This is a genomic window from Streptomyces polyasparticus, from assembly GCF_014493765.1.
Lineage (GTDB): Bacteria > Actinomycetota > Actinomycetes > Streptomycetales > Streptomycetaceae > Streptomyces > Streptomyces polyasparticus.
Map to the genome: position 1 here is coordinate 290,989 of NZ_JACTVJ010000013.1, position 23,151 is coordinate 314,139.

At 70.5% G+C, this 23,151-nt stretch carries 16 protein-coding genes; all 16 read right to left on the minus strand.

The annotated features are described in order from the left end of the window. Positions 1-33: 33 nt before the first annotated feature. Complete coding sequence (locus tag H9Y04_RS27575) at positions 34-4,029, minus strand: Rne/Rng family ribonuclease (protein WP_187816741.1); 3,996 nt, start codon at positions 4,027-4,029, stop codon at positions 34-36. 250 nt (positions 4,030-4,279) lie between these two features. Further along, a complete protein-coding gene (locus tag H9Y04_RS27580; RefSeq protein WP_187816742.1) occupies positions 4,280-5,047 on the minus strand; it encodes a TIGR03936 family radical SAM-associated protein in 768 nt (255 codons plus the stop codon). A 48-nt stretch (positions 5,048-5,095) separates the two neighbouring features. Further along, the gene (locus tag H9Y04_RS27585) at positions 5,096-6,367 is read right to left on the minus strand and encodes a hypothetical protein (protein ID WP_187816743.1); all 1,272 of its coding nucleotides are present in this window, start codon (positions 6,365-6,367) and stop codon (positions 5,096-5,098) included. Positions 6,368-6,382: 15 nt separating this feature from the next. Next, positions 6,383-6,934 (minus strand): GNAT family N-acetyltransferase, encoded by a 552-nt coding sequence (locus H9Y04_RS27590; protein ID WP_187816744.1) that lies wholly within the window; start codon positions 6,932-6,934, stop codon positions 6,383-6,385. A gap of 165 nt (positions 6,935-7,099) precedes the next feature. Beyond that, positions 7,100-8,113, minus strand: coding sequence for an amidohydrolase family protein (locus tag H9Y04_RS27595; RefSeq protein ID WP_308801126.1), 1,014 nt, complete (start codon positions 8,111-8,113; stop codon positions 7,100-7,102). 96 nt (positions 8,114-8,209) lie between these two features. Beyond that, complete coding sequence (locus H9Y04_RS27600) at positions 8,210-10,255, minus strand: restriction endonuclease (protein WP_187816746.1); 2,046 nt, start codon at positions 10,253-10,255, stop codon at positions 8,210-8,212. Between the two features lie 197 nt (positions 10,256-10,452). Next, complete coding sequence (locus H9Y04_RS27605; protein ID WP_187816747.1) at positions 10,453-12,414, minus strand: TIGR03960 family B12-binding radical SAM protein; 1,962 nt, start codon at positions 12,412-12,414, stop codon at positions 10,453-10,455. 59 nt (positions 12,415-12,473) lie between these two features. Continuing rightward, positions 12,474-13,994 carry a CYTH and CHAD domain-containing protein gene (locus H9Y04_RS27610; protein WP_187816748.1) on the minus strand — a complete coding sequence of 507 codons (1,521 nt, stop codon included), beginning with the start codon at positions 13,992-13,994 and terminating at the stop codon, positions 12,474-12,476. A 98-nt stretch (positions 13,995-14,092) separates the two neighbouring features. Further along, a complete protein-coding gene (gene rodA / locus H9Y04_RS27615; protein ID WP_187816749.1) occupies positions 14,093-15,280 on the minus strand; it encodes a rod shape-determining protein RodA in 1,188 nt (395 codons plus the stop codon). Continuing rightward, positions 15,280-17,460, minus strand: a complete 2,181-nt coding sequence (mrdA, locus tag H9Y04_RS27620; RefSeq protein WP_187816750.1) for a penicillin-binding protein 2 — start codon at positions 17,458-17,460, stop codon at positions 15,280-15,282. Before mrdA ends, rodA begins: the two co-directional genes overlap by 1 nt. Positions 17,461-17,509: 49 nt before the next feature. Further along, complete coding sequence (gene mreD, locus H9Y04_RS27625) at positions 17,510-18,178, minus strand: rod shape-determining protein MreD (RefSeq protein WP_187816751.1); 669 nt, start codon at positions 18,176-18,178, stop codon at positions 17,510-17,512. Between the two features lie 5 nt (positions 18,179-18,183). Then, the gene (mreC, locus tag H9Y04_RS27630; protein WP_187816752.1) at positions 18,184-19,206 is read right to left on the minus strand and encodes a rod shape-determining protein MreC; all 1,023 of its coding nucleotides are present in this window, start codon (positions 19,204-19,206) and stop codon (positions 18,184-18,186) included. A 131-nt stretch (positions 19,207-19,337) separates the two neighbouring features. Beyond that, complete coding sequence (locus H9Y04_RS27635) at positions 19,338-20,357, minus strand: rod shape-determining protein (RefSeq protein ID WP_093613129.1); 1,020 nt, start codon at positions 20,355-20,357, stop codon at positions 19,338-19,340. A gap of 306 nt (positions 20,358-20,663) precedes the next feature. Beyond that, positions 20,664-21,077, minus strand: coding sequence for a nucleoside-diphosphate kinase (ndk, locus tag H9Y04_RS27640; RefSeq protein ID WP_187816753.1), 414 nt, complete (start codon positions 21,075-21,077; stop codon positions 20,664-20,666). Between the two features lie 75 nt (positions 21,078-21,152). After that, positions 21,153-21,509 carry a DUF4233 domain-containing protein gene (locus H9Y04_RS27645; RefSeq protein ID WP_187816754.1) on the minus strand — a complete coding sequence of 119 codons (357 nt, stop codon included), beginning with the start codon at positions 21,507-21,509 and terminating at the stop codon, positions 21,153-21,155. Between the two features lie 6 nt (positions 21,510-21,515). Further along, positions 21,516-23,048 (minus strand): bifunctional tetrahydrofolate synthase/dihydrofolate synthase, encoded by a 1,533-nt coding sequence (gene folC / locus H9Y04_RS27650; protein ID WP_187816755.1) that lies wholly within the window; start codon positions 23,046-23,048, stop codon positions 21,516-21,518. Between the last annotated feature and the right edge of the window lie 103 nt (positions 23,049-23,151).

The window sequence follows — 23,151 nt, forward strand, 5'->3', positions numbered from 1 at the left end:
GCCCGGAGCAGGCCGCGTTCAGCTGGGACGAAGTCAGCTCTCGTCCGCCGAAGCCGACACCGTCGGCAGCGTCTGCTGCTCGGCGGCCGCGGTCTTCTTGGCCGCCGCCTTCTTCGTCGTCGACTTCTTGGCGGCCGTCTTCTTGGCCACCGTCTTCTTCGCCGCCGCGGTCTTCTTGGTCGCGGCCTTCTTGGCGGTGGCCTTCTTGGCCGACTTGCGCGCTGCCTTCTTGGCCGGCGCGGCCTCCTCGGCCGGAGCGGCCTGCGCCGCCTCGGGCTCCGCCTGCGGCTCGCCGCCGGTCGCGGGCACGACCACCACCGCGGCGTCCACGGACGTCGTCGGCGCGGACGCCTTGCGCACGGCGCGACGCCGCGGACGGGCCGGGGCCGCGCTCTCGGCCTCCTGTACGGGCGCCTCGGCGGGCTTCTCCTGTACGGGAGCGGGCTCGGGCTCGGCCGCCACAGGGGCGGGCTCGACGACCACGGCGGCCGCGGCCGCCTCGTCGGCGGGCTTGGGCGCCCCCGCGGGAGCGGACGCCTTGCGGGTGGCCCGGCGACGGGTGCGGCCCTTGGGCGCCGCGTCCTCGACGGGCTCGGTCACCTCGGCAGCCACCGAAGGCTCCGCCTCAGCAGGCTTCACCTCGGCCGCCTTCGGCTCATCCGCCTTGGGCTGCTCGACCTCGACCCGCTCGGCCTTGGGCTCCGCGGCCTTGGGCTGCTCGGCCTTGGGCTGCTCGGCCTTGGCCTCCGCCGTCTTCGGCGAACCCACCGGAGCCGACGCCTTGCGCGAACCACGGCGCCGCGAACGACCCCTGGACGCGGCGGCCTCGGCCTCGGCGGCGCTGGAGTACAGCTCCTCGTCGGGACGGAACTCGGGCTCGTCGAGCTTCACCGGAGCCGCCACCTCGGCAGCGACCTCGGCATGGGTCTCGACGGTCTCGACCGCCTCAACCGCCTCGTGCGTGTGCTCGTGGTGGTCGCCGCCCTTGCCGCGCTTCTTGCTGCGCTTGCCGCCGCCACCGGCGGAGGTGGCCTGCTCCATGTGCACGATGACGCCACGGCCGTTGCAGTGCACACAGGTCTCGGAGAAGGATTCCAACAGGCCCTGGCCGACGCGCTTGCGCGTCATCTGCACCAGACCGAGCGAGGTGACTTCGGCGACCTGGTGCTTCGTACGGTCACGGCCCAGGCATTCGAGCAGCCGGCGCAGGACCAGGTCCCGGTTGGACTCGAGCACCATGTCGATGAAGTCGATGACGACGATGCCGCCGAGGTCGCGCAGCCGCAGCTGGCGCACGATCTCCTCGGCCGCTTCGAGGTTGTTCCTCGTCACGGTCTCTTCGAGGTTGCCGCCCTGACCGGTGAACTTGCCGGTGTTGACGTCGACCACGACCATCGCCTCGGTCTTGTCGATCACCAGCGAACCACCGGACGGCAGCCAGACCTTGCGGTCCAGCGCCTTGGCGAGCTGCTCGTCGATCCGGTACGTGGCGAAGACGTCGACCTCGGAGGTCCACTTCGACAGCCGGTCCGCGAGGTCAGGCGCGACGTGCGAGACGTATCCGTGGATGGTCTCCCAGGCCTCGTCACCGCTGACGATGACCTTCGAGAAGTCCTCGTTGAAGATGTCGCGCACGACGCGGACGGTCATGTCCGGCTCGCCGTACAGCAGACTCGGCGACGAGGTCGAGATCTGCTTCGCCTTCTTCTGGATGTCCTCCCACTGCGCCTGCAGCCGCTCGACATCGCGGCGCAGCTCGTCCTCGCTCGCGCCCTCGGCGGCGGTGCGCACGATGACGCCCGCGTCCTCGGGGACGATCTTCTTGAGGATGGTCTTCAGACGCGCGCGCTCGGTGTCGGGCAGCTTGCGGCTGATACCGGTCATCGAGCCCTCGGGCACGTAGACGAGGTAGCGGCCGGGCAGCGAGACCTGGCTGGTCAGACGGGCGCCCTTGTGGCCGATCGGGTCCTTGGTGACCTGCACCAGGACCGACTGGCCGGACTTCAGGGCCTGTTCGATACGGCGCGGGCCGTTGCCCATGCCGAGCGCCTCGAAGTTGACCTCACCGGCGTACAGGACGGCGTTGCGGCCCTTGCCGATGTCGATGAAGGCGGCCTCCATCGACGGCAGCACGTTCTGGACCTTGCCCAGGTAGACGTTGCCGACGTACGAGGTGGCCTGCTCCTTGTTGACGTAGTGCTCGACGAGCACGTTGTCCTCGAGGACGCCGATCTGGGTGCGCTCGCCGTGCTGGCGTACGACCATGACGCGCTCGACGGCCTCGCGGCGCGCCAGGAACTCGGCCTCGGTGATGATCGGGACGCGACGGCGGCCCTGCTCACGGCCTTCGCGGCGGCGCTGCTTCTTGGCCTCCAGGCGGGTCGAGCCCTTGATGGACTGGACCTCGTCGCTGGCCTGCTCGCTCTCGGACTTCTTGGCGCGCGGCTCGCGCACCTTGACGACGGTGCGCTCCGGGTCGCCGTCGCCCGGCTCGCTGTCCGTGGAGCTGTCACCGGCGCGACGGCGGCGACGGCGGCGGCGGCGGCTGCTGCTCGTCGAGCCGCCCGCGTCGCGGTCGTTCTGCTCGTCGTCCTCATCGGACTCGTCCGAGTCGTCGGAGGCCTCGGCGCCGTCCTGCTCGTCGGCGGAGTCCGAAGCGTCCTCGTCCTCGCCACCGTCCTGGTCGGAGGCCTCACCGCGACGGCGGCGGCGGCCACCACGGCGGCGGCGACGGCCGGAACGGCCGCCCTGGTCCTCGGAGTCGTCGCCGTCGGCGGACTCGTCGGCGCCTTCGGCGTCCTGGTCGTCGGCGTCCTCGTCGGACTCCTCGGCACGCTCCTGCACCGGCTCGGCGACGGGCTCGGCCGGCTCACCGCGACGACGCCGGCGGCGACGAGAGGCGGGCGCCTCGGCCTGCTCCTCGACGACCGGGGCGCTCTCGGCGGCGGCCTCTTCCTCATCGGCCTCGGCGGCCTCGGCGGCAGCGGCGGCCGCGGCACGCTCGGGCGTCTGGAACATCGGCTCGGTGAACACCGGCGCCTGGAACACGGCGACGGCGGGGCGGCGCGCGGACCGCGCGGGAGCCTCGTCGACGCTCTCGTCCTTGCTCGCACCGTTGGCGGGCGCGGGCTCGGAGAAGAGCGCGCCGGACTTACGGGTCGCGCGGCGACGGCCCCGGCGGGGCGTCTCCTCGGCCTCGTCCTTGGCGGCGGGCGCGTCCTTGGCGGCCTCGGGGGCGGGCGCCTCGGCCACAGGGGCCGGCTCGTCCTGCGCGGGAGCGGCGGCGGGCGCCTGCAGCTCCTCGGCGACGGCGGGCGCACCGGACGGCGCGGTCACCTTGCGGGTGGCGCGACGGCGCGTACGGGCACCCTTCGCGGGAGCCTCCTCGGCGACCGCGGGCTGCTCGGCAGCGGCGGCGGGCTGCTCCTCGCGTACGTCTTCGCGTACGTCGGAAGTCTTCTCGGCCGGTACGTCAGCGGCGGCCTCGGCGACGGGCGCGTCGGCAGCGGGCTCGACAGCCTCCGGGGCCGACACCTTGCGGGTGGCGCGACGGCGGCTTCGGGCGCGCGGCGCGGGCTCCTCGACGACCGGCTCGACCACGGCGGCGGTCTCCTCGACGGCCTCGGCCTCTTCGTCCTGCGCGGCCTCGTCGGAGGCGACGACAGCGGCGGCGGGCGCGACGGTCTCGGCCGTCTCGGGGGCCTTCGGCGCCCCGGCGGGCGCGGAGGCGCGACGCGTGGCGCGACGGCGGGTGCGCGGCGCGGGGGTCTCCTCGGCCTCGTCCTTGGCGACGGGCGCCTCGGCCGCCTCGACGGCGGTCTCGTCCACGACGGGGTCCTCGGCGGCGACCGGCTCGGCGGCGGCTACTTCGGCGGCCGGTATGGCCGGCGCGTCCGAGGCCGTGGCCGCGACGGGCGGTCCCGCCGGGCGGGAGGCTGCGCGGCGCCGGCGGCGCGGCGGCAGCTTGTCCCCAGGTGCGTTGTTGTTCTCGGCTTCCCCGGACGTACCGGGTTCGTTCGGCTCGAGCATGCGGGCGGTTCTCCCGTCACGCTCCCGGGCGCCGCGCCGGTGCCGAAGACGTCCGCGGCAAAGGCGTGAGAACCAAGCCGCTCGTCCGGCAGGCGCGGGCGCCGCACGGGAGCTGTATGTGTCTGTCTCGCCGGTTCCGATACGAGGTACGCACGGCCTGGCGAAAGTCTGGTGGTCGGTGCGCGGCCCGACCCAGGTGGCTCCCGAGTACGAGGGCTGCGCTTCGGCGACCGTCCCTGCGCGGGACCGGCTAGCCCTGCGCTGCCGCGGCGGTCGGCTCTGCGTCCTCTTGGGTGGAGGGCGCGGCCGCCTCGCGGTCGGGCGCGAGCGGGTCGGTCACCGTGCCGGACTCCTCATCGAACGGCCCCTGGGCCAGCCTGGTCACCGCAGCGGGGACCGGCGGCACCAAGTCGGCTACGGCTCGGAGACCGGACAGGACGTCGTCGGGTCGTACGGCAGGCGTTGCATGCCTTACAACCAGCCGCAGTATCGCACAGGGCTCAGCCCCCGGCCTATCAGCCCGGGGTTCGAGCGCCTGCAGATCGGCGACGGCACCGCGGGCGTCGAAGGTGCGCATGCCGTTCTTCGTGAGCCGTCCGACCTCGACGGTCTCCGCTGCGAGGAACGCCTTCACGGCGGCCTCCGCCTGCGCGGGCTCGACGCCGTCGAGCCGCAGTTCCCAGACCGAGGCCTGCAGCCGGTCCGCGAGACCCGACGTACGGGCCTCGACCGCCTCGGTGATGTCGAGCCCGTCGGGCAGCGACTCGTCGAGGAGGACACGGAGCTGCGCGGGGTCGCGCTTCTCCGTCAGAGCGATCTCCAGATACTCGGCCTCGCTGCCCGTGCCGGTGGGTGCGGCATTGGCATAGGACACCTTGGGGTGCGGCGTGAAGCCCGCCGAGTACGCCATGGGGACCTCGGCGCGACGCAGGGCACGCTCGAAAGCGCGCTGGAAGTCGCGGTGGCTGGTGAACCGGAGGCGGCCGCGCTTGGTGTAACGCAGTCGGATGCGCTGCACCGCGGGTGCGGGCGGCGGGCCTTCGGGCTGTCGCTTGCCCAGTGTCAGTCAGTCCTTCGTGAACTTCACCGTCGCGGCGTCTCGCAGCGGCGGCTGTGTTGTCGGTGCGGTCGTACTGCTACCTAGAGTACGTGCCCGAGCGCCCTGCGGTTCCCGCCGGTCCTTTTGTACGGGGATGGCCGCGGCCTCCCGTACGGGCGTGCCGAACAGCATCCGCCGCAGGTCGGCGCGGGTCTCGCGGGCGCTTTCGCGGGCCGCAGCAAGGGCTTTGCGGGCGCTGCGCCCCGCTTCCCGCACGGCTTGTCCGACCGGCCTGAGGACCGCGTCGCGTACGAAGTGGCCGACCGGAGTGCACACGTTCCGGTACGCCCAGCGCACCGGCTCCACGAAGATCCAGCGCAGCAGCGTGCCGAGCGCGCGCCCCACGGCCCGCCAGATCCGCCCGGCGATGCGCCAGGCGTGGCCGAGCGCGTCGCCGACCTCCCGCGCCACGACGCCGATCGCCTTGCCGATGGGCACGAGCACCCAGCGCCACAGCGCGACGAGGGGCACGACGAAGATCCAGCGCAGCAGGGTGCCGATGCCACGGCCGGTCCAGAGGATGCCGTGTCCCAGGGGCGTCAGGACGTACGCGTACAGCCAGACCGACGGCGCGACGACGAGCACCCGCCACAGCCAGGCGGCGCCCACGGCGATCCCGCGTCCGGCCGGCGCAAGCACGTACTGCCACAGCGCCACCCACGGCCACACGAAGAGCGCCTTGCCGATCCACCCGAGTCCGGTGCCGAGCATCCGGCCCAGCCACGCGAGTCCGGTGCCGAGGGTCCGGCCCAGCCAGGCAAGACCGTGGCCGAGCGGGGTCAGGACATATGCGTACAGCCAGAGCGCCGGCGCCACGATCAGCACCGCGGCGAGCCAGCCGATCGCCTGGCCGACGGGCACGAGGACGTAACGCCACAGCGCCACCCACGGCCACACGAACAGAGCCATGCCCAGCCAGCCGAGCCCGATCCCGAGCATCCGGCCCAGCCAGGCGATTCCGTGGCCGAGCGGGGTCAGGACGTTCCCGTGGAGCCAGACGGCAGGGACGACGAAGAGCACCCGGCCCAGCCAGGCCAGCCCACGCCCGACCGGCCGCAACAGCACCCGCTGCAGAAACTTCCCGCCCACGACCAGCGCGTCCCACACCATCCGCACGGGCACGACGAGCACGAGCACGACGATCCGTACGGGGATCCTGATGGCCGCCGCTATGCACCCCTGCGGCGCGGAAGGGGGTGGCGGCGCCGGGGTGGCCTGGGGCGCCTTGTCGAGTTCCATACCCGGCAGGACGCGTCAGAGCCCGTCACGGATGCGCGCCTGGGTTGCAACCCAGTAACGCAACGTCCCGTCCTGCCCGCCCTCGCCCACCCCACCGTTCGCGTCGATGGCCTTCCGCGAGCCGGTGTTGGAGGCGTCGCAGGTCACGAGCACGCGCTCCAGGCCGAGTTCCCGCGCGTACGGCAGGACGTCCCGCAGCATCGCGGTCGCGTGGCCCCGACGGCGGGCCGTCGGCCGCACTCCGTACCCGATGTGTCCGCCGAACTCCCGCAGAAATGGCGTCAGTCTGTGCCGCACCTGGATCCTGCCGAGGTAGGTGTCCCCCTCGACGTACCACCACCAGGTGGCCGGCACGAACCCTTCCGGCCGCCGTCCCTCTTCCTCGGACTCCTCGCGGAGCGCGTCGAGATAGCGCGCGAACCCGCTCTCCGTATGCCAGCTGTCCCCGTACTCGGCGAGCTCCCGGGCAAGGGTGACCCCGGACGCTTCCCCCTCCGCGACGCACTCCTGCTGGGCTTGCACGAAGGATTCCCGTACGCGGGGGTCGGGGGCTATGAGGTGAGGCATGGGGCCATTGTGGCGCGTGGGAGGGCTGGGGCTGGACGTGCAGGCGGGGGCAAGGGCGGCGGGGCAATCGCGCGACAGGCCCGCAGGGCCACGACACCCAGGGCCACAGGCCTCACGCCGCATGCGCCCCGTGCCTCACGCCGCACGCCCTCCGCGCCTCACACCTCAGCGCACCACATGCCCCCGCACCACAACCCGCCGCGGATGCCTCAGCACTCCCGGCTCGCGGCGCGGGTCCGCGTCGTACACCGTGAGATCGGCCAAGCCGCCCTCGGCCAGGCCCGGCAGACCCAGGAATGCGCGGGCGGTCCAACTCGCCGCCCCCACCGCGGTCTCCGCCGGAAGTCCGGCCGCGATGAGGTGCTCGACCTCGGTGGCCACATTGCCGAAGGGCGCCGAATCCGTGCCGGCGAGCACGGTCACTCCCGCGTCGTACGCCTCGCGCACCCGCCGGATCATGGTGTCGTGCCCGCTCAGCCAGAGCGCCGCCCTGGCCGTCCCGCGCCCGGCCATCCTGGGCCGGCTGCCCGCGAAGGCCGTGAGTGTGGGGACGAACGCGGCCCCATTCGCGGCCATCAGCCCCAGACATTCCTCGGGCATCCCCATCCCGTGCTCGATGGAGTCGATCCCGGCCCGCGCCGCCTGCAACACCCCCTCGGCGGACTGGCAATGAGCGGCGACCCGCCCGCCGACCGCGTGCACGGCCTCGACGACCGCGCGCATCACCTCGTACGGCACGGGCGGCGCCTCGAAGTCCCAGTCCCCCATGATCTTGCACCAACCGTCGTGGGCCAGCGCCTCCTTGACGGCCATCGCCGCCAACTCATCGGTCACCGTATGGAATGCGGCACTCCGCGACAGCCCGGCCCACGCGAGCCACCGTCCTGCGGTGATCATCCGCGGCGCACCGGGAGCATCACGCACCTCGGCCGGCACCTCACCCGCCAGCCCGGGAAACCGCAGCGCCGCCGTACCGGCATCCCGGTGCGCGGCGATCTGCTCGGCGAACAGCCCGGCATCGAACCCGGGCGGCTCATCGGCACCCCCGGTGGCCCCCGGATGCGTATGCACATCCACCAGCCCCGGCAACACGAACCCACCCTCGGCAAGCGTCAGAACCTCACCCCGCGGCCGCTCGAAGGTGATCCGCCCGTCCAGGATCCACAGATCCCTGGTCACCCCATCAGGCAGGACGACCCCACGCACGTGAAACCCCATGCCACGCAGCCTGCCCGCCCGCTGGGCCCCGTACCAATCCCGCGGCTACCGTCTCAGCTACTCCACTTCGATGCCATAGTCCTGGACCAGCTCCTCCAGACCCCCCGCGTAGCCCTTGCCTCCGAGAACGAAATCCCAGTCACCGCTGGCCCGGTGTCTGAACGAGCCGAGCACCAGCGCTGTCTCACCGGCGCGGCCGTCGGAGACTTCGAGCCGGCCGAGTTCCGTCATCGACGGGTCGAGCAGACGAATGCCGGCGTCGGTGAAAGCGGACAGATCAGCGTCCGGATTCGTCTCCGGGTCCACGGCCGCCACCATGACCAGCCGGTCGGCAGCGCTCGGCAGCGCCTCGAACGCGACCCGGATCGCCGCCTTGTCCGGTGCGGAGGCCGGTACTGCGCGTACTGCCCCGTCCGGGGTCTGTGCGTTGTTGAAGAAGACGAAGTGATCTTCGCTGAGGACCTGGTTTCCCCGGCAGACGAGAGCGCAGACATCCAAGGCGACACGGCCGGACCAGGTCATGCCCAGCACGTTGTAGTCATCGGACGCGGTGTCGGGCTGCGCCGGAGCCGGTGCTCCCCGCTCTCCCAGGCGCCCGCGCAGACCGTGCCGGTGCAGCAGATCGACAAGTTCGCCACCGGCGATGAGCTCCAGTGGCTTGCCGCGGGCAAAGGTGTGCGCGCCCGGCCCGAATCCCGAAGTCGTCACCAGCACACCCTTGTTGGCGCCGGCGTCCTGCACCGTTCCGTACAGGTCGCGGACCGCGGTCGGCGGGACGGTGTTGCGATAGCGCTTCACCTGGACGACTATCTTGCCGCCCCGGATGGGTGTCGGATCCTGCGCGTCGACGTCCACACCGCCGTCGTTGGAGCGCTGAGTGGTCACGGCCTGCATCCCCATCGCACGGAACAGCTCGGCGACGAGGGACTCGAACTCGATCGGATCCATCTCGTAGAGATCCGGCTCGTCGCCGTCCGCGCCATGACTGACGACCCGATTTCCGACGTCCCGGGGCTGCCTGCTCGGCCGTACGGAAGCGAGCTGGTCCGGCTTCGCCGAGAGCTGTCCCCGTAATGCGCCCGTGAGGCAGCTGGTGGGGTCCACCTGCTCCAGGTGCAGGTCGGCGAACGCGGACCGCTGAGCCATCACCGTGGCCAGGAATATGTGCGCCGGCCTGCCCGTGGCCGGATCCGGAGCGTCCACGAATCCGTTCAGCGCCACCGAGTCGAGGATGCCGAATTCGTCCGCCGCGAACAGCTGACGCAGGACGAGGAGCACGCTCTGCGCCAGTACTTCCCGGTACAGCGCCCGACGCTGTGTGACGGGACGCGCTGTCTCCTTGTCCTGGTTCTGGGAAGGGACGTAGCGCACGGACTTCGCTTCAGGGACCACCTCGTACCGAGGAAGCTCCCACTCCAGCACCAACTGCCGCGCAGCCGGGTCGAACGCCGCGGCCACCTGCCGGGGGAAGCCTTCGGGCCAGGCGGCTGACGAGTAGAGCGCGGCTGAGAAGTACTCGACCACGGACTCGGGGTCCCCTCGCCTGACACCCGACGTCGCCTCGTCGATACCTGCGTTGTGCCTTCGCACCTCGGTTCGCTGGGCCTCGGCCCTTTGCTCGTGGTCCCGTTGAGCTGTGGCCAACTGCTGCAGCCGCTGGGCCTCGGCCAGTTGGGCTGCCTGTAGGTCCCGCTCGAAGCGGGCCCGTGCCTCGGCTTGCGCCTGCGCACGACGGCCGGCGGTCCAACCTCCCTGTGCCTGGTACTGGTTCGGATCAGGCATGCGCACGGGCCAGGCGAGCGGTCCTGGGTCGAAGGGCGTGATCTCGTCCGCGCGCTTCAGAGCTGTGGCGCTGAACGCCGGTGCCTGACAGCCGGCGCCGAGGAGCCCCTGCAGGGCCGCGACCTGCTCGTCCAGCTCTGCCGTTCGCTGTCGCGCTTCCGCCTGCCGGTACTCCCGGTACTCCTGATCGGCACGCCGTTGGTAATGACGCGCTTCGCGCGATTCCTCCCGGCGTCGCCGTTGTTCGGCCTCGATCTGGCGCTGGTACTGACGCTGCGCCTCAGCCCATGAGTTGACGAAACCAGCAGAGCGACGGCTCATGCGCTCAGCCCTCCCCAGGATGTCGGCAGCGCCGACCAGAATCCGGTTGTCCCCACAACCAGCCGTGACAAGCCGACTTTATCCAGTAATCACCAGGCGGGATATCCACATGGCAAGAGCGGCACGCCGAAAGCACGGAACCCCCTCCGGATCGAAGGGGGTTCCGTGGAAGAGGGCACGAGAGCGCCCCGTCCGCCTCAGTGCTGGTGACCGCTGACAGCCGGAGCGGGGCCCGCATTCTTGACCGTCAACGGCAGCAACTTCTTGCCCGTAGGACCGATCTGAATGTGCGTGTCCATCTGCGGGCAGACGCCGCAGTCGAAGCACGGGGTCCAGCGGCAGTCCTCGACCTCGGTCTCGTCGAGGGCGTCCTGCCAGTCCTCCCAGAGCCAGTCCTTGTCGAGGCCCGAGTCCAGGTGGTCCCAGGGCAGGACCTCCTCATACGTGCGCTCGCGCGTCGTGTACCAGTCGACGTCCACGCCGTACGGCTCAAGTGCCTTGTCCGCGCAGGCCATCCAGCGGTCGTACGAGAAGTGCTCGCGCCAGCCGTCGAAGCGGCCGCCGTCCTCGTAGACCGCGCGGATCACATCGCCGATGCGGCGGTCGCCGCGCGAGAGCAGGCCCTCGACGATGCCGGGCTTGCCGTCGTGGTAGCGGAAGCCGATGGAGCGGCCGTACTTCTTGTCGCCGCGGATCTTGTCGCGGAGCTTGCCGAGGCGCTCGTCCGTCTCCTCCGCGCTGAGCTGCGGCGCCCACTGGAACGGGGTGTGGGGCTTGGGGACGAAGCCGCCGATGGAGACCGTGGCGCGGATGTCGTTCTTGCCCGAGACCTCACGGCCCTTGGCGATCACGGCAGTTGCCATGTCCGCGATCTGCAGGACGTCCTCGTCGGTCTCCGTGGGCAGGCCGCACATGAAGTAGAGCTTCACCTGGCGCCAGCCGTTGCCGTAGGCGGTGGCGACGGTCCGGATGAGGTCCTCTTCGGAGACCATCTTGTTGATGACCTTGCGCATGCGCTCGGAGCCGCCCTCGGGGGCGAAGGTCAGGCCGGAGCGGCGGCCGTTGCGCGTGAGCTCGTTCGCGAGGTCGACGTTGAAGGCGTCCACGCGGGTCGAGGGCAGCGAGAGGCCGATCTTGTCTTCCTCGTAGCGGTCCGCGAGGCCCTTGGCGATGTCGCCGATCTCGGAGTGGTCGGCCGAGGACAGGGACAGCAGGCCGACCTCTTCGAAGCCGGTCGCCTTGAGACCCTTCTCCACCATGTCGCCGATGCCGGTGATGCTTCGCTCCCGTACGGGACGCGTGATCATGCCGGCCTGGCAGAAACGGCAGCCGCGGGTGCAGCCGCGGAAGATCTCGACGGACATGCGCTCGTGGACGGTCTCCGCGAGCGGCACGAGAGGCTGCTTCGGGTACGGCCACTCGTCGAGGTCCATGACGGTGTGCTTGGACACGCGCCACGGCACGCCCGAGCGGTTCGGCACCACGCGGCCGATCCGGCCGTCGGGCAGGTACTCGACGTCGTAGAAGGCGGGGATGTAGACGCTGCCCGTCTTGGCGAGGCGCAGCAGCACCTCCTCGCGCCCGCCGGGACGGCCCTCGGCCTTCCAGTGGCGGATGATCTCGGTCATGTCGAGCACGGCCTGCTCGCCGTCGCCGATGATCGCGGCGTCGATGAAGTCCGCGATCGGCTCGGGGTTGAAGGCCGCGTGGCCGCCGGCGAGGACGATCGGGTCGTCCAGGCCGCGGTCCTTGGACTCCAGCGGGATGCCCGCCAGGTCCAGGGCCGTGAGCATGTTCGTGTAGCCGAGCTCCGTGGAGAAGCTCAGGCCGAACACGTCGAAGGCCTTCACGGGACGGTGCGAGTCCACGGTGAACTGCGGCACCCGGTGCTCACGCATGAGCGCCTCCAGGTCCGGCCACACGCTGTACGTGCGCTCGGCGAGCACACCCTCGCGCTCGTTGAGGACCTCGTAGAGGATCATGACGCCCTGGTTGGGGAGACCGACCTCGTACGCGTCCGGGTACATGAGCGCCCAGCGGACGTCGCACTCCTCCCACGGTTTCACGGTGGAGTTCAGCTCTCCGCCCACGTACTGGATGGGCTTCTGCACATGCGGCAGCAGCGCCTCAAGCTGGGGGAAGACGGACTCGACAGGCATCACGGCGACCTTCGATGAGCTGGCAGGGGTGACCCTCCAGCCTAACCTGTCCCGCCGGGTTACTTGACTTCGCGCAGGTCGGCCGCATATTCCGGGTGCTCCTGCGGGCTCAGAGCGGGCAGCCCGCGCTCGCAGTCGGCGGCCGCCTGCTCCTCACGGCCGTAGAGCAGCCCGTACGTGAAGGAGCTCTCCCCCGCCGCCGAGGCCTGGGCCGCGATCTCGCGCAGGGCCTGGCGGCACATCACGGAGTCCTGGTACTCGCCCAGCAGCCCCTGCAGGCTCTTCGCGTACGCGGCCATCGCCCTGGCCGGTCTGCCGAGCGCGGGGGTGGCGGCCTCGGCGGCGTACCGGGTGCGCTTGGCCTTCTTGCGGGCCTCGTGCATCTCCAGGTCGCGCTCGGGCGAGGACGGTACGTCAAGGGCGCGCTGCACATGCTCGGCGAGCTTGCGGTGATCGCGCAGGACGGCCTTGGGCAGTACGTCGGCCGGGGCCTTGCCGGCGGCGGGCAGCAGCGGCGGTGCGCCGAGCAGCGCGTCAAGGGTGTCGAGCAGCGCGAGATAGCGCCGGCCGTCGAGCACGGCGGTCACATGGCGCTTGGTGCCGCTGCGGCGCGCGCCCGACCAGGTGCGCAGCCGGGTGCGGACGGGTCCGACGGTGAGCGTCCTGGGCAGCTCGGCCACGGCGTTCTGGATGCGCTCGGTGAGCACCTCGCGGTCCCGGTCGAGCCCCAGCTCCCCTGCCAGCCACTTGAGTTCCTCACCGATCGGGTCGGTGACGGCCCGGTCGACGATCTTCCCGTAACTGCGGAAGGCGCTGCGCATCCGCCGTGTGGCGACCCTCATCTGGTGCACGGAGTCGGGCTGGTCCTGGCGTACGGCGGGGTCGAGGGCGACGAGGGCGTCGCGCTGGGCGCGGAGGTAGGCGAGTACGTGTTCACCTGCGGTGACGGGCTTGGCGGGGGTGATCGGCGGGGCGGGCGAGGCTCCCGTCTCGGCGAGGGCGCGGGCCAGCTTGGAGGCGGATCCGGAGGGTGTGATCCCGGCCTTGCGCAGCCGCTTCTCGACCTTGTCGAGGAAGCCGGGGTCGACGCCGTCGGCCAGCTCGACCTCGATCTCGGTCCAGGCGGTGGAGCCGCCGCCCTCGGTGAGCCGGTCGGCCTGTACGGCGTCGATGCTGACCTCGGCGAGCAGGGCGCCGCTCTCGTCCACGAGATGGCGGACGTCGCGCTCGGAGCGCAGCCGTACGACCGGTATCAGCGGCTGTGCACGGACCCGGGAGCGGACGAGGCCGGCGAGCACGCGCGGGACCGCGGCGGACAGCGGGGCGTGCACCTCGTCGCGTACACCGGCGGAGACCGGCAGTTTGAGATGCCAGCCGGCATCGTCGCCGCCGGTGCGCCGGCGCAGGGTGCGCGAGGAGGCGGCGAGCCGCAGATCCTCGGTGTCGTAGTAGACGGCGTCGAGTTCGGTGATGCCCTTGTCGATGACGGACGAGACGCCCGCGACCTTCGTCAGGGCGGGCAGCTTGCCGCCTGGGCCGGCTTCGTACTTCCGCTCGATCTCGCGCTTCGTCTCCGCCATGAAGCGAATCTAGACGCGAACGGGGTCGAGAACCAGATGCCGCTTTCCGTTGCGTGAACGGAAAGCGGCATCCGCGTGGAGGCTGTCCTCACCGGGCGCTACGCCGACATCGGCCGCTGCACCCGGATCGACTGCAGGAGCCCGATCGCGATCCACACCGCGAACATCGAGGTGCCGCCGTACGAGACGAAGGGCAGCGGCAGACCGGCGACCGGCATGATGCCGAGGCACATCCCGATGTTCTCGAAGGCCTGGAACGCGAACCAGGCGATGATCCCCGCGGCCACGATCGTGCCGTACAGCTCGGTGGTCTCCCGGGCGATACGGCAGGCACGCCAGAGCACCACGCCGAGCAGCAGGATGATCAACCCGGCGCCGAGGAAGCCGAGTTCCTCGCCGGCGACCGTGAAGATGAAGTCGGTCTGCTGCTCGGGCACGAACTGCCCGGTGGTCTGCGACCCGTTGCCGAGCCCGGAGCCGGTCAGGCCGCCCGAACCGATCGCGATCCGCGCCTGGTTGGTGTTGTAGCCGACGCCGGAGGGGTCGAGCGCGGGGTTGGCGAAGGCCGCGAAGCGGGCGATCTGGTAGTCGTCGAGCACGCCGAGCTGCCAGACGGCGAGCGCACCGGCCGCACCCGTGCCGAGCAGGCCGAGGATCCAGCGGTTGGAGGCCCCGGAGGCGAGCAGCACCCCGAGGACGATCATCGCCATCACCATGACCGAGCCGAGGTCCGGCATCAGCATCGTGATCATTATCGGGACCGCGGCCAGACCGAGGGCCTGTACCACCGTGCGGTGGTCGGGGTACTCGCGGTCACCGGCGTCCACGCGCGCGGCGAGCAGCATCGCCATGCCCAGGATGATCGTGATCTTCACGAACTCCGAGGGCTGCAGCGAGAGCCCGCCGAGGTCGAGCCACGCGTGGGCACCGTTGATGGTGGTGCCGAGCGGGGTCAGCACGAGCAGGACGAGGAAGACCGAGACGCCGTACAGGATCGGCACGGCCGTGCGCAGGGTGCGGTGGCCGAGCCAGATGGTGCCGGCCATCAGCGCGATGCCGATGCCGACGTTCATCACGTGCTTGAGCACATACGCGTACGGGTCGTCGCCGACGAGCTCGGTGCGGTTGCGGGTGGCCGAGTAGACCAGGGCCGAGCCGATCACCGAGAGGGCGAGGGTGCTCAGCAGTATCGGCCAGTCGAGCCGCCGGGCGACCGAGTCGCGCGCGAACAGCTTGGACATGGCGGTGCGCTCGGGCCCGTAGCCGGAGACGGAGAAGCCGCCCATCAGTCACGCCTCCCCGGGGTGAGCCCTGCCGCCAGCTCCTGCTGGGCGGGCGGTTCCTCCTGGAGCGGCACGTACGGCTTGACCTTGGGCGCGTCGATGGAACCGTCCGCCTCGATCTTCGGCAGATCCTTCTGCGGCTTGGGCAGGAGGGCCTTCTTCAGGTCCTGCTTGCCGCTCTTGTCCAGGCCGTACATCGCGTCGTAGATGTTGCGCACGGCCGGACCCGAGGCGCCGGAGCCGGTACCACCCTGGGAGATGGTCATCACGATCGTGTAGTCGTCCGTGTAGGTCGCGAGCCACGACGTGGTCTGCTTGCCGTAGACCTGGGCCGTACCCGTCTTGGCGCGGATCGGGATCTTGTCGTGCGGCCAGCCGCCGAACCGCCAGGCGGCCGTACCGCTCTGGGTGACGGAGCGCAGCGCGCCGTCCAGCTGCGAGATGGTCTTGCCGTTTATCGGCAGCTTGCCGTGCGCCTTGGGCTTGATCTCCTCGACGTGCTTGCCGTCGGCGCTGATGGTCGCCTTGCCGACGGAGGGGTCGTAGAGGGTGCCGCCGTTGCTGATGGCCGAGTAGACCGTGGCCATCTGGATCGGGGTGACCAGGATGTCGCCCTGCCCGATCGCGTAGTTGACGCTGTCACCGGCCTTGAGGCGGTTGCCCTCCAGGCAGTTCTCGTACGCGATCTGCTGGGCGTAGTCGCCGCCGTCCTTGGCCGACTTGCCCTGCTTGCACCAGGCGTCCTTGTTCGCCTTCCAGTAGTCCTGCTTCCACTTGCGGTCGGGGATGCGGCCGCTGACCTCGTTGGGCAGGTCGATACCGGTCTCGGAGCCGAGGCCGAAGTCCCGCGCGGTCTTGTAGAACCAGTCGCCGGGGTTCTTCTTCGGCTTGTTGCCGCCGTCGCGCTGCCACTCCTGGTGGCCCAGGGCGTAGAAGACGGTGTTGCAGGAGACCTCGAGGGCGCGGCCGAGGCTGATCGGGCCGTACCCCTTGGACTCGAAGTTCTTGAAGCTGCGGTTGCCGAGGCTGAACGAGCTGCTGCAGTTGTAGCGCCCGTCGAAGTCGTAGCCGGCCCGCACCGCGGCGCTCGCGGACACCACCTTGAAGATGGAGCCGGGGGCGGCCTGGCCCTGGATGGCGCGGTTGAGCAGCGGGTAGTTGGACTTCTTGCTGGTGAGCTTCGTGTAGTCCTTGCCGGAGATGCCGCCGACCCAGGCGTTGGGGTCGTAGTCGGGGTTGGAGGCCATCGCCACGACGCGGCCGGTCTTCGACTCCATGACGACCACGGCGCCGGAGTCGGCCTTGTACTTCTCCCCCGTGATCTTGTCGGTCTCCCCGCGGATCTTCTTCATCGCGTCGTACAGCTCGTACTCGGCGACCGCCTGCACCCGTGCGTCGATGCTGGTCACGACGTTCGCACCGGGCTGGGCGGGCTCGGCCTGCGTCTGGCGCATGACCCGGCCGAGCTTGTCGACCTCGTACGCGGTGACGCCGGCCTTGCCGCGCAGCTGCTTGTCGTAGGTGCGCTCCAGACCGGAGCGGCCCACCTGGTCGCTGCGCAGATACGGCGAGTCGGTGTCCTTGGCGGCCTGGATCTCCTCGTCCGTGACGGGCGAGAGATAGCCGAGGACCTGCGAGGTGCGGGCGTCGGCGGGCGCGGTGTAGCGGCGCACGGCGGTGGGCTCGGCAGTGATGCCGGGGAAGTCCTCGGCGCGCTCGCGGATCTGCAGGGCCTGCTTGGGAGTCGCCTCGTCGGTGATCGGGATCGGCTGGTACGGGGAGCCGTTCCAGCAGGGCTGCGGGGTCTCGGCGTTGCAGAGGCGGACCTTGTCGGCGACCTCCTTGGGCGTCATGCCCAGCACCTCGGCGAGCCGGGTGAGGACCGCTTCCCCGTCGTCCTTCATCTTCATCAGCTCGGTGCGCGAGGCGGAGACCACGAGCCGGGTCTCATTGTCGGCGAGCGGTACGCCGCGGGCGTCGAGGATCGAGCCGCGTACGGCGGGCTGCACCACGCGCTGGACGTGGTTGCCGTTGGCCTCGTCGGCGTACTCGTCGCCGTTGCGCACCTGGAGGTACCAGAGGCGGCCGCCGAGGGTGAGGAGCAGGGAGAGGACGAGGATCTGCAGGATGATCAGGCGGATCTGGACTCGGGGGGTGCGCCCCGTCTCCGGAATATTCGTCATGGGCGCAGCCCATTCCTCGGGGTGGTGGTGGGTGACGGGTGGGCATTCGTCACAGGCGCTTGACCCCCTTGATGCGTCCGGCCCTCGCGACCCGGGCCTTGCTTGCCTTCATACGGAATCCGCCGCGCTGGCTGCCGATCCGCAGACCCGTACCGGAGGAGAGCCAGCCGGAGGCGACATCGCTCGCCTTGGCCCCGCCGGAGTCGGCGAGCGGATCGTTCTCGGCGCGTCTGGCCAGCCACATGACGCCCGGCACGACGAACGGGGCGAGCAGCAGGTCGTAGAGCGTGGCGCTGAACAGCAGCCCGCCGAGGCCCACATGGCGCGCCGCGGTGTCACCGACGAGGGCGCCCACACCCGCGTACAGGAGCGTCGAGCCGATGGCGGCTGCGACGACCACGGCCATCGGTCCGGTGGCGGTGCGGACCTGGCCGCTCTCGGGCTTCACGAGCCCGGCGAGGTAGCCGATCACGCAGAGCACCAGGGCATAGCGCCCGGCGGCGTGGTCGGCGGGCGGTGCGAGGTCGGCGAGCAGGCCCGCGCCGAAGCCGACGAGACAGCCGCCGACATGCCCGTACACGAGCGCGAGGCCGAGCACGGTCAGGAGCAGCAGATCCGGTACGGCGCCGGGCAGGTGGAGCCGGGCGAGCACGCTGACCTGGACGACGAGCGCGACGACCACCAGCGTGGCCGACAGGAGCATCCGGTTGAATCGCATGGCAGTTACCCCTGGTCGTCCTGTGCGGTGCCGGCGTTCGGGTCCCGGCTGGCACCGGTCGGCGGCACCTGGCCGCCCGCCGCGTCCTCGCCCTCCACGCCGTACTCGCCGTTCGCGTTCGGTGACGGCGTGACCGTCACGGTCACGGTCGGCGTCGGCTTGGGCTTGACCGGCTCGGGAAGGACCTTGTCGCGCGGGTCGGTGCGCGGGGCTTCCACGACCACGCCCACGATGTCGAGCTGGGTGAATCCGACGTACGGCTCCAGGTGCACGGTCCGGGTCAGTCCGCCGTCGGAGGGGTCGATCCTGACGACCTGGCCGATCGGGACGCCCGGTACGAAGGGCTTGTCGGCCTGCGAGCCGAAGGTGACCATCCGGTCGCCCTTCTTGACCTTGGCCTTGCCGTTGAGCATCTGCACGGACAGCGGGCGGTCGCCCTGGCCGGTGGCGAAGCCCAGCTCGTCGCTGTTCTCCATGCGCGTGCCGACCGTGAAGTCCGGGTCGGTGGCGAGCAGCACGGTGGAGGTGCTGGGGCCGACGGTGGTGACACGGCCGACGAGTCCGTCGCCGTTGAGCACGGTCATGTCGCGCTTGATGCCGTCATTGGCGCCGGCGTCGATCGTCACGGTCCAGGAGAAGCCCTGGGCCGCTCCTATGCCGATGACCTGCGCACCCTTGATGCCGTACTGTCCGGCGCCCGCCGTCCTGAGCATCTTGTCGAGCTGGCGGACTCTGCTGCGGTTGCGGTCGTCGCTGCCGAGCTTGGTCTTCAGTGCGGCGTTCTCGCGCTCGAGTGCGCTGATCCGGTCGTGGCGGTCGCCGGACTCCCGGATGGCCTTTATGGCGTTGCCGATCGGGTCGACCGCGGCCGAGACCCCGTTCTCCACCGGACCGAAGACGGTCGCGGCGGCCTGCCGGGCACCGTCGACCGGCGACTCCTCGCCGCCTTGGATGTCCACCGTGATCAGTGCGAACGCGATGGCGATCAGCAGCACCAGGAGCAGCCGGCTCTCTCGTGTGTCCCTCACGTGCGGCGGCCGTGCCTTCCTCATTGGAATGGTCTGTCTTGCCGTTTTCTATGCGTTTGTGGTCTTGCCTCTATATCAACGATCCGCCGTACGAAGTGGCAGCTCCATACGGCGGATCGAAGGGAATTACGTCATCTGCGCGGCGTCGCGTCGAGCACCTGCTGCAGCGCCTCGAACTCCTCGACGCACTTGCCGGAGCCGAGCGCCACCGAGTCCAGCGGGTCCTCGGCGATGTGGATCGGCATGCCCGTCTCGCGGCGAAGGCGCTCGTCGAGGCCGCGCAGCAGGGCACCGCCGCCGGTGAGGACGATGCCGCGGTCCATCACGTCGCCGGACAGCTCCGGCGGGCACTTGTCGAGGGTGGTCTTCACCGCGTCCACGATCGCGTTGACCGGCTCCTCGATGGCCTTGCGCACCTCGGCCGCGGAGATCACCACGGTCTTGGGCAGGCCCGAGACCAGGTCACGGCCGCGGATCTCGGTGTGCTCGTCGGTGTCCAGGTCGTACGCGGAACCGATCGTGATCTTGATCTGCTCGGCGGTGCGCTCACCGAGAAGGAGGCTGTACTCCTTCTTGATGTGCTGGATGATCGCGTTGTCCAGCTCGTCGCCGGCCACCCGGATCGACTGTGCCGTGACGATTCCGCCCAGCGAAATCACGGCCACTTCGGTGGTGCCGCCGCCGATGTCGACGACCATGTTGCCGGTGGCCTCGTGGACGGGCAGGCCCGAGCCGATGGCCGCGGCCATGGGCTCCTCGATGATGTGCACCTGGCGGGCGCCGGCCTGCGTGGACGCCTCGATCACCGCGCGACGCTCGACGCCGGTGATGCCGGAGGGCACACAGACCACGACGCGCGGGCGGGCCAGATACCGGCGCTTGTGGATCTTGAGGATGAAGTAGCGGAGCATCCGCTCGGTGATCTCGAAGTCGGCGATCACGCCGTCCTTGAGCGGGCGGACCGCCACGATGTTGCCAGGGGTGCGGCCGATCATCTTCTTCGCTTCGGCGCCGACCGCGAGGATCCCGCCGGTGTTCGTGTTGATCGCGACCACGGACGGTTCGTTGAGTACGATCCCTCGGCCCCTGACGTAGACCAGCGTGTTGGCGGTCCCGAGGTCGATCGCCATGTCACGGCCGATGAACGACATATTGGTTCCCATCAGGAGCGTCTGGCCTTCCCAAAATGGTGCGTTGATGGCTTGTCAGGTCGGCGCGGTGGGCACAGTGGCGTGGAGGCTCCATCGTAGTCTCGCCTGCACGGACACGGTGCGGGGGTCTTCGCCATTGTCAGCAGACGAACCGCCGCCCCGCTAATGGGGACGAGCCGACGGAAGGATGCGTTCCCCCAATCGGCTTGCATATGCCAAGGGGCGACCGCGTTTTTCGCGGCCGCCCCTGGTCAGAGCACTACTCCGCCTGACGGAGTATCAGAATCCGATCTTTCGCGCGGTCCGTTATGCGAGACCGGGGAAGAAGATCTTCAGCTCGCGCTCGGCGGACTCCTCGGAGTCCGAGGCGTGGATCAGGTTCTCGCGCACGATGGTGCCGAAGTCGCCGCGGATCGAGCCGGGGGTGGCGGCGATCGGGTCGGTCGGGCCCGCGAGCGTACGGACGCCCTCGATGACGCGCTCGCCCTCGACGACAAGGGCGACGACCGGCCCCGAGGACATGAACTCGACGAGCGGCTCGTAGAACGGCTTGCCCTTGTGCTCGCCGTAGTGCTGCTCCAGGACGTCCTGGGTCAGGGAGCGCAGCTCCAGCGCGGTGATCTGCCAGCCGGCCTTGCGCTCGATACGGCTGATGATCTCGCCCACCAGCGAACGGCGGACGGCGTCCGGCTTCAGCAGGACGAGGGTGCGCTGGGACATGGTGTGCGGCTCCTTGGCTAGGCGTGCGGGAGTCCGAGACTACAAGGAGTCACCAAGAGGCCTGAACCCGGACCGTCAGGCCGGGTCCGCGCCCACTCCGTCCTGCTGTGCGGCGAAGCGCGCCTTCGCCTCGTCGATCTTGCGGCCGAAGTGCACCGAGACACCCCACAGCGCGGCGAAGCAGAGGCCGAGGAAGAACATCGCCGGGACGATGAAGCCCGAGGCGATCAGGGCGATCTGCAGGGCCCAGCCCAGCTGGACACCGCCGGGGCGGGTGATCATGCCGCACAGGAGCACGGACAGGACCATGCCGATGCCGCAGACCGTCCAGACCGTCCCCATCGACAGATCCGGGTCCTTCATGGCGACCAGACCCGCGAAGCCGATGATGAAGAACTCGCCGATCAGCGTGGAAGCACAGAGCGTACGCATCGGGTGTCAGCCCCTCCCCAGGAGCAGCCGGGCCTCGCCGACCGTGATGACGGAACCGGTCACGAGCACACCGCCGCCGGAGTACTCGCCCTCTTCCTCGGCCAGCGTGATCGCGGCTTCGAGGGCGTCGTCGAGCCGCGGCTCGACCTGGACGCGGTCCTCGCCGAAGACCTCGACGGCGATCGCGGCGAGCGCATCGGCGTCCATGGCGCGGTGCGAGGAGTTCTGCGTGATGACGATCTCCGCGAAGACCGGTTCGAAGGCCTCCAGGAAACCCCGTACGTCCTTGTCGCCGCTCGCGCCGACGACGCCGATGAGCCGGCTGAAGTCGAAGACCTCGGTGATGGCCTCGGCGGTGACGCGGGCGCCCGCCGGATTGTGTGCCGCGTCGAGCAGGACGCTCGGCGACGTACGGACGAGCTCGAGGCGTCCGGGCGAGGTGACCTGGGCGAAGGCCTTGCGGACGGTGTCCACGTCGAGCGGTTCGCTGCGGGCCGCGCCGACGCCGAAGAAGGCCTCGACCGCGGCGAGCGCGACGGCCGCGTTGTGCGCCTGGTGCGCGCCGTGCAGCGGCAGGAAGATCTCCTCGTACTCGCCGCCGAGCCCGCGCAGCGTCACCATCTGGCCGCCGACCGCGAGCCGGCGCGCGACGACGCCGAACTCCAGGCCCTCGCGGGCGACGGTCGCATTGGCCTCGACGGACTTCTTCAGAAGCACCTGGGCGGCGTCGACCGGCTGCTGCGCCAGGATCACCGTGGCGTCCTGCTTGATGATCCCGGCCTTCTCCCCCGCGATCTCGCCGGGCGTCGTGCCGAGCCGGTCGGTGTGGTCCAGGTCGATGGGCGTCACGACGGCGACATCCGCGTCGATCACATTGGTCGCGTCCCAGCTGCCGCCCATGCCGACCTCGACGACGGCGACATCGACGGGGGCGTCGGCGAAAGCCGCGTACGCCATGCCGGTGAGGACCTCGAAGAACGAGAGCCGGTACTCCTGCTGCGAGTCCACCATCTCGACGTACGGCTTGATGTCCTCGTACGTCTCGATGAAGCGCTCGGCCGAGATCGGCGCCTGGTCGAGCGAGATGCGCTCGGTGACGGACTGGACGTGCGGCGAGGTGTAGCGGCCGGTGCGCAGCTCGAAGGCGGCGAGCAGGGCCTCGATCATGCGGGCCGTGGACGTCTTGCCGTTGGTGCCCGTGAGGTGGATCGAGGGGTAGGCGCGCTGCGGGTCGCCGAGCACGTCCATCAGCGCCTTGATCCGGCTGACGGAGGGCTCCAGCTTGGTCTCGCCCCAGCGCGAGGCGAGCTCGGTCTCGACCGCGCGCAGCGCCTTGTCGACCTCGGGGTCCTCGGGGCGGGCCGGGATGTCCGGGGCGGCGGGGCCCGACTGCGCGCGCAGGGTGCGGCTGCCCGCCTCGATCACCGCCAGGTCGGGGTCGCGGTCCGTCTCGGAGGCGACGATCTCGTCGAACTCGTCGGGAAGGCCGTCGGAAAGACCGTCGAAGGCGTCACTGTCACGCGGGGGGAGCTCACTCACGTACGCCAGTCTACGGAGGTGCGCCGACAGCCCGCCGCGCGCCACCGTCGGGACCTTGGACCCGGCCGCTCGGGACCTTCGCCGGTCCGGTCCACAGACGATC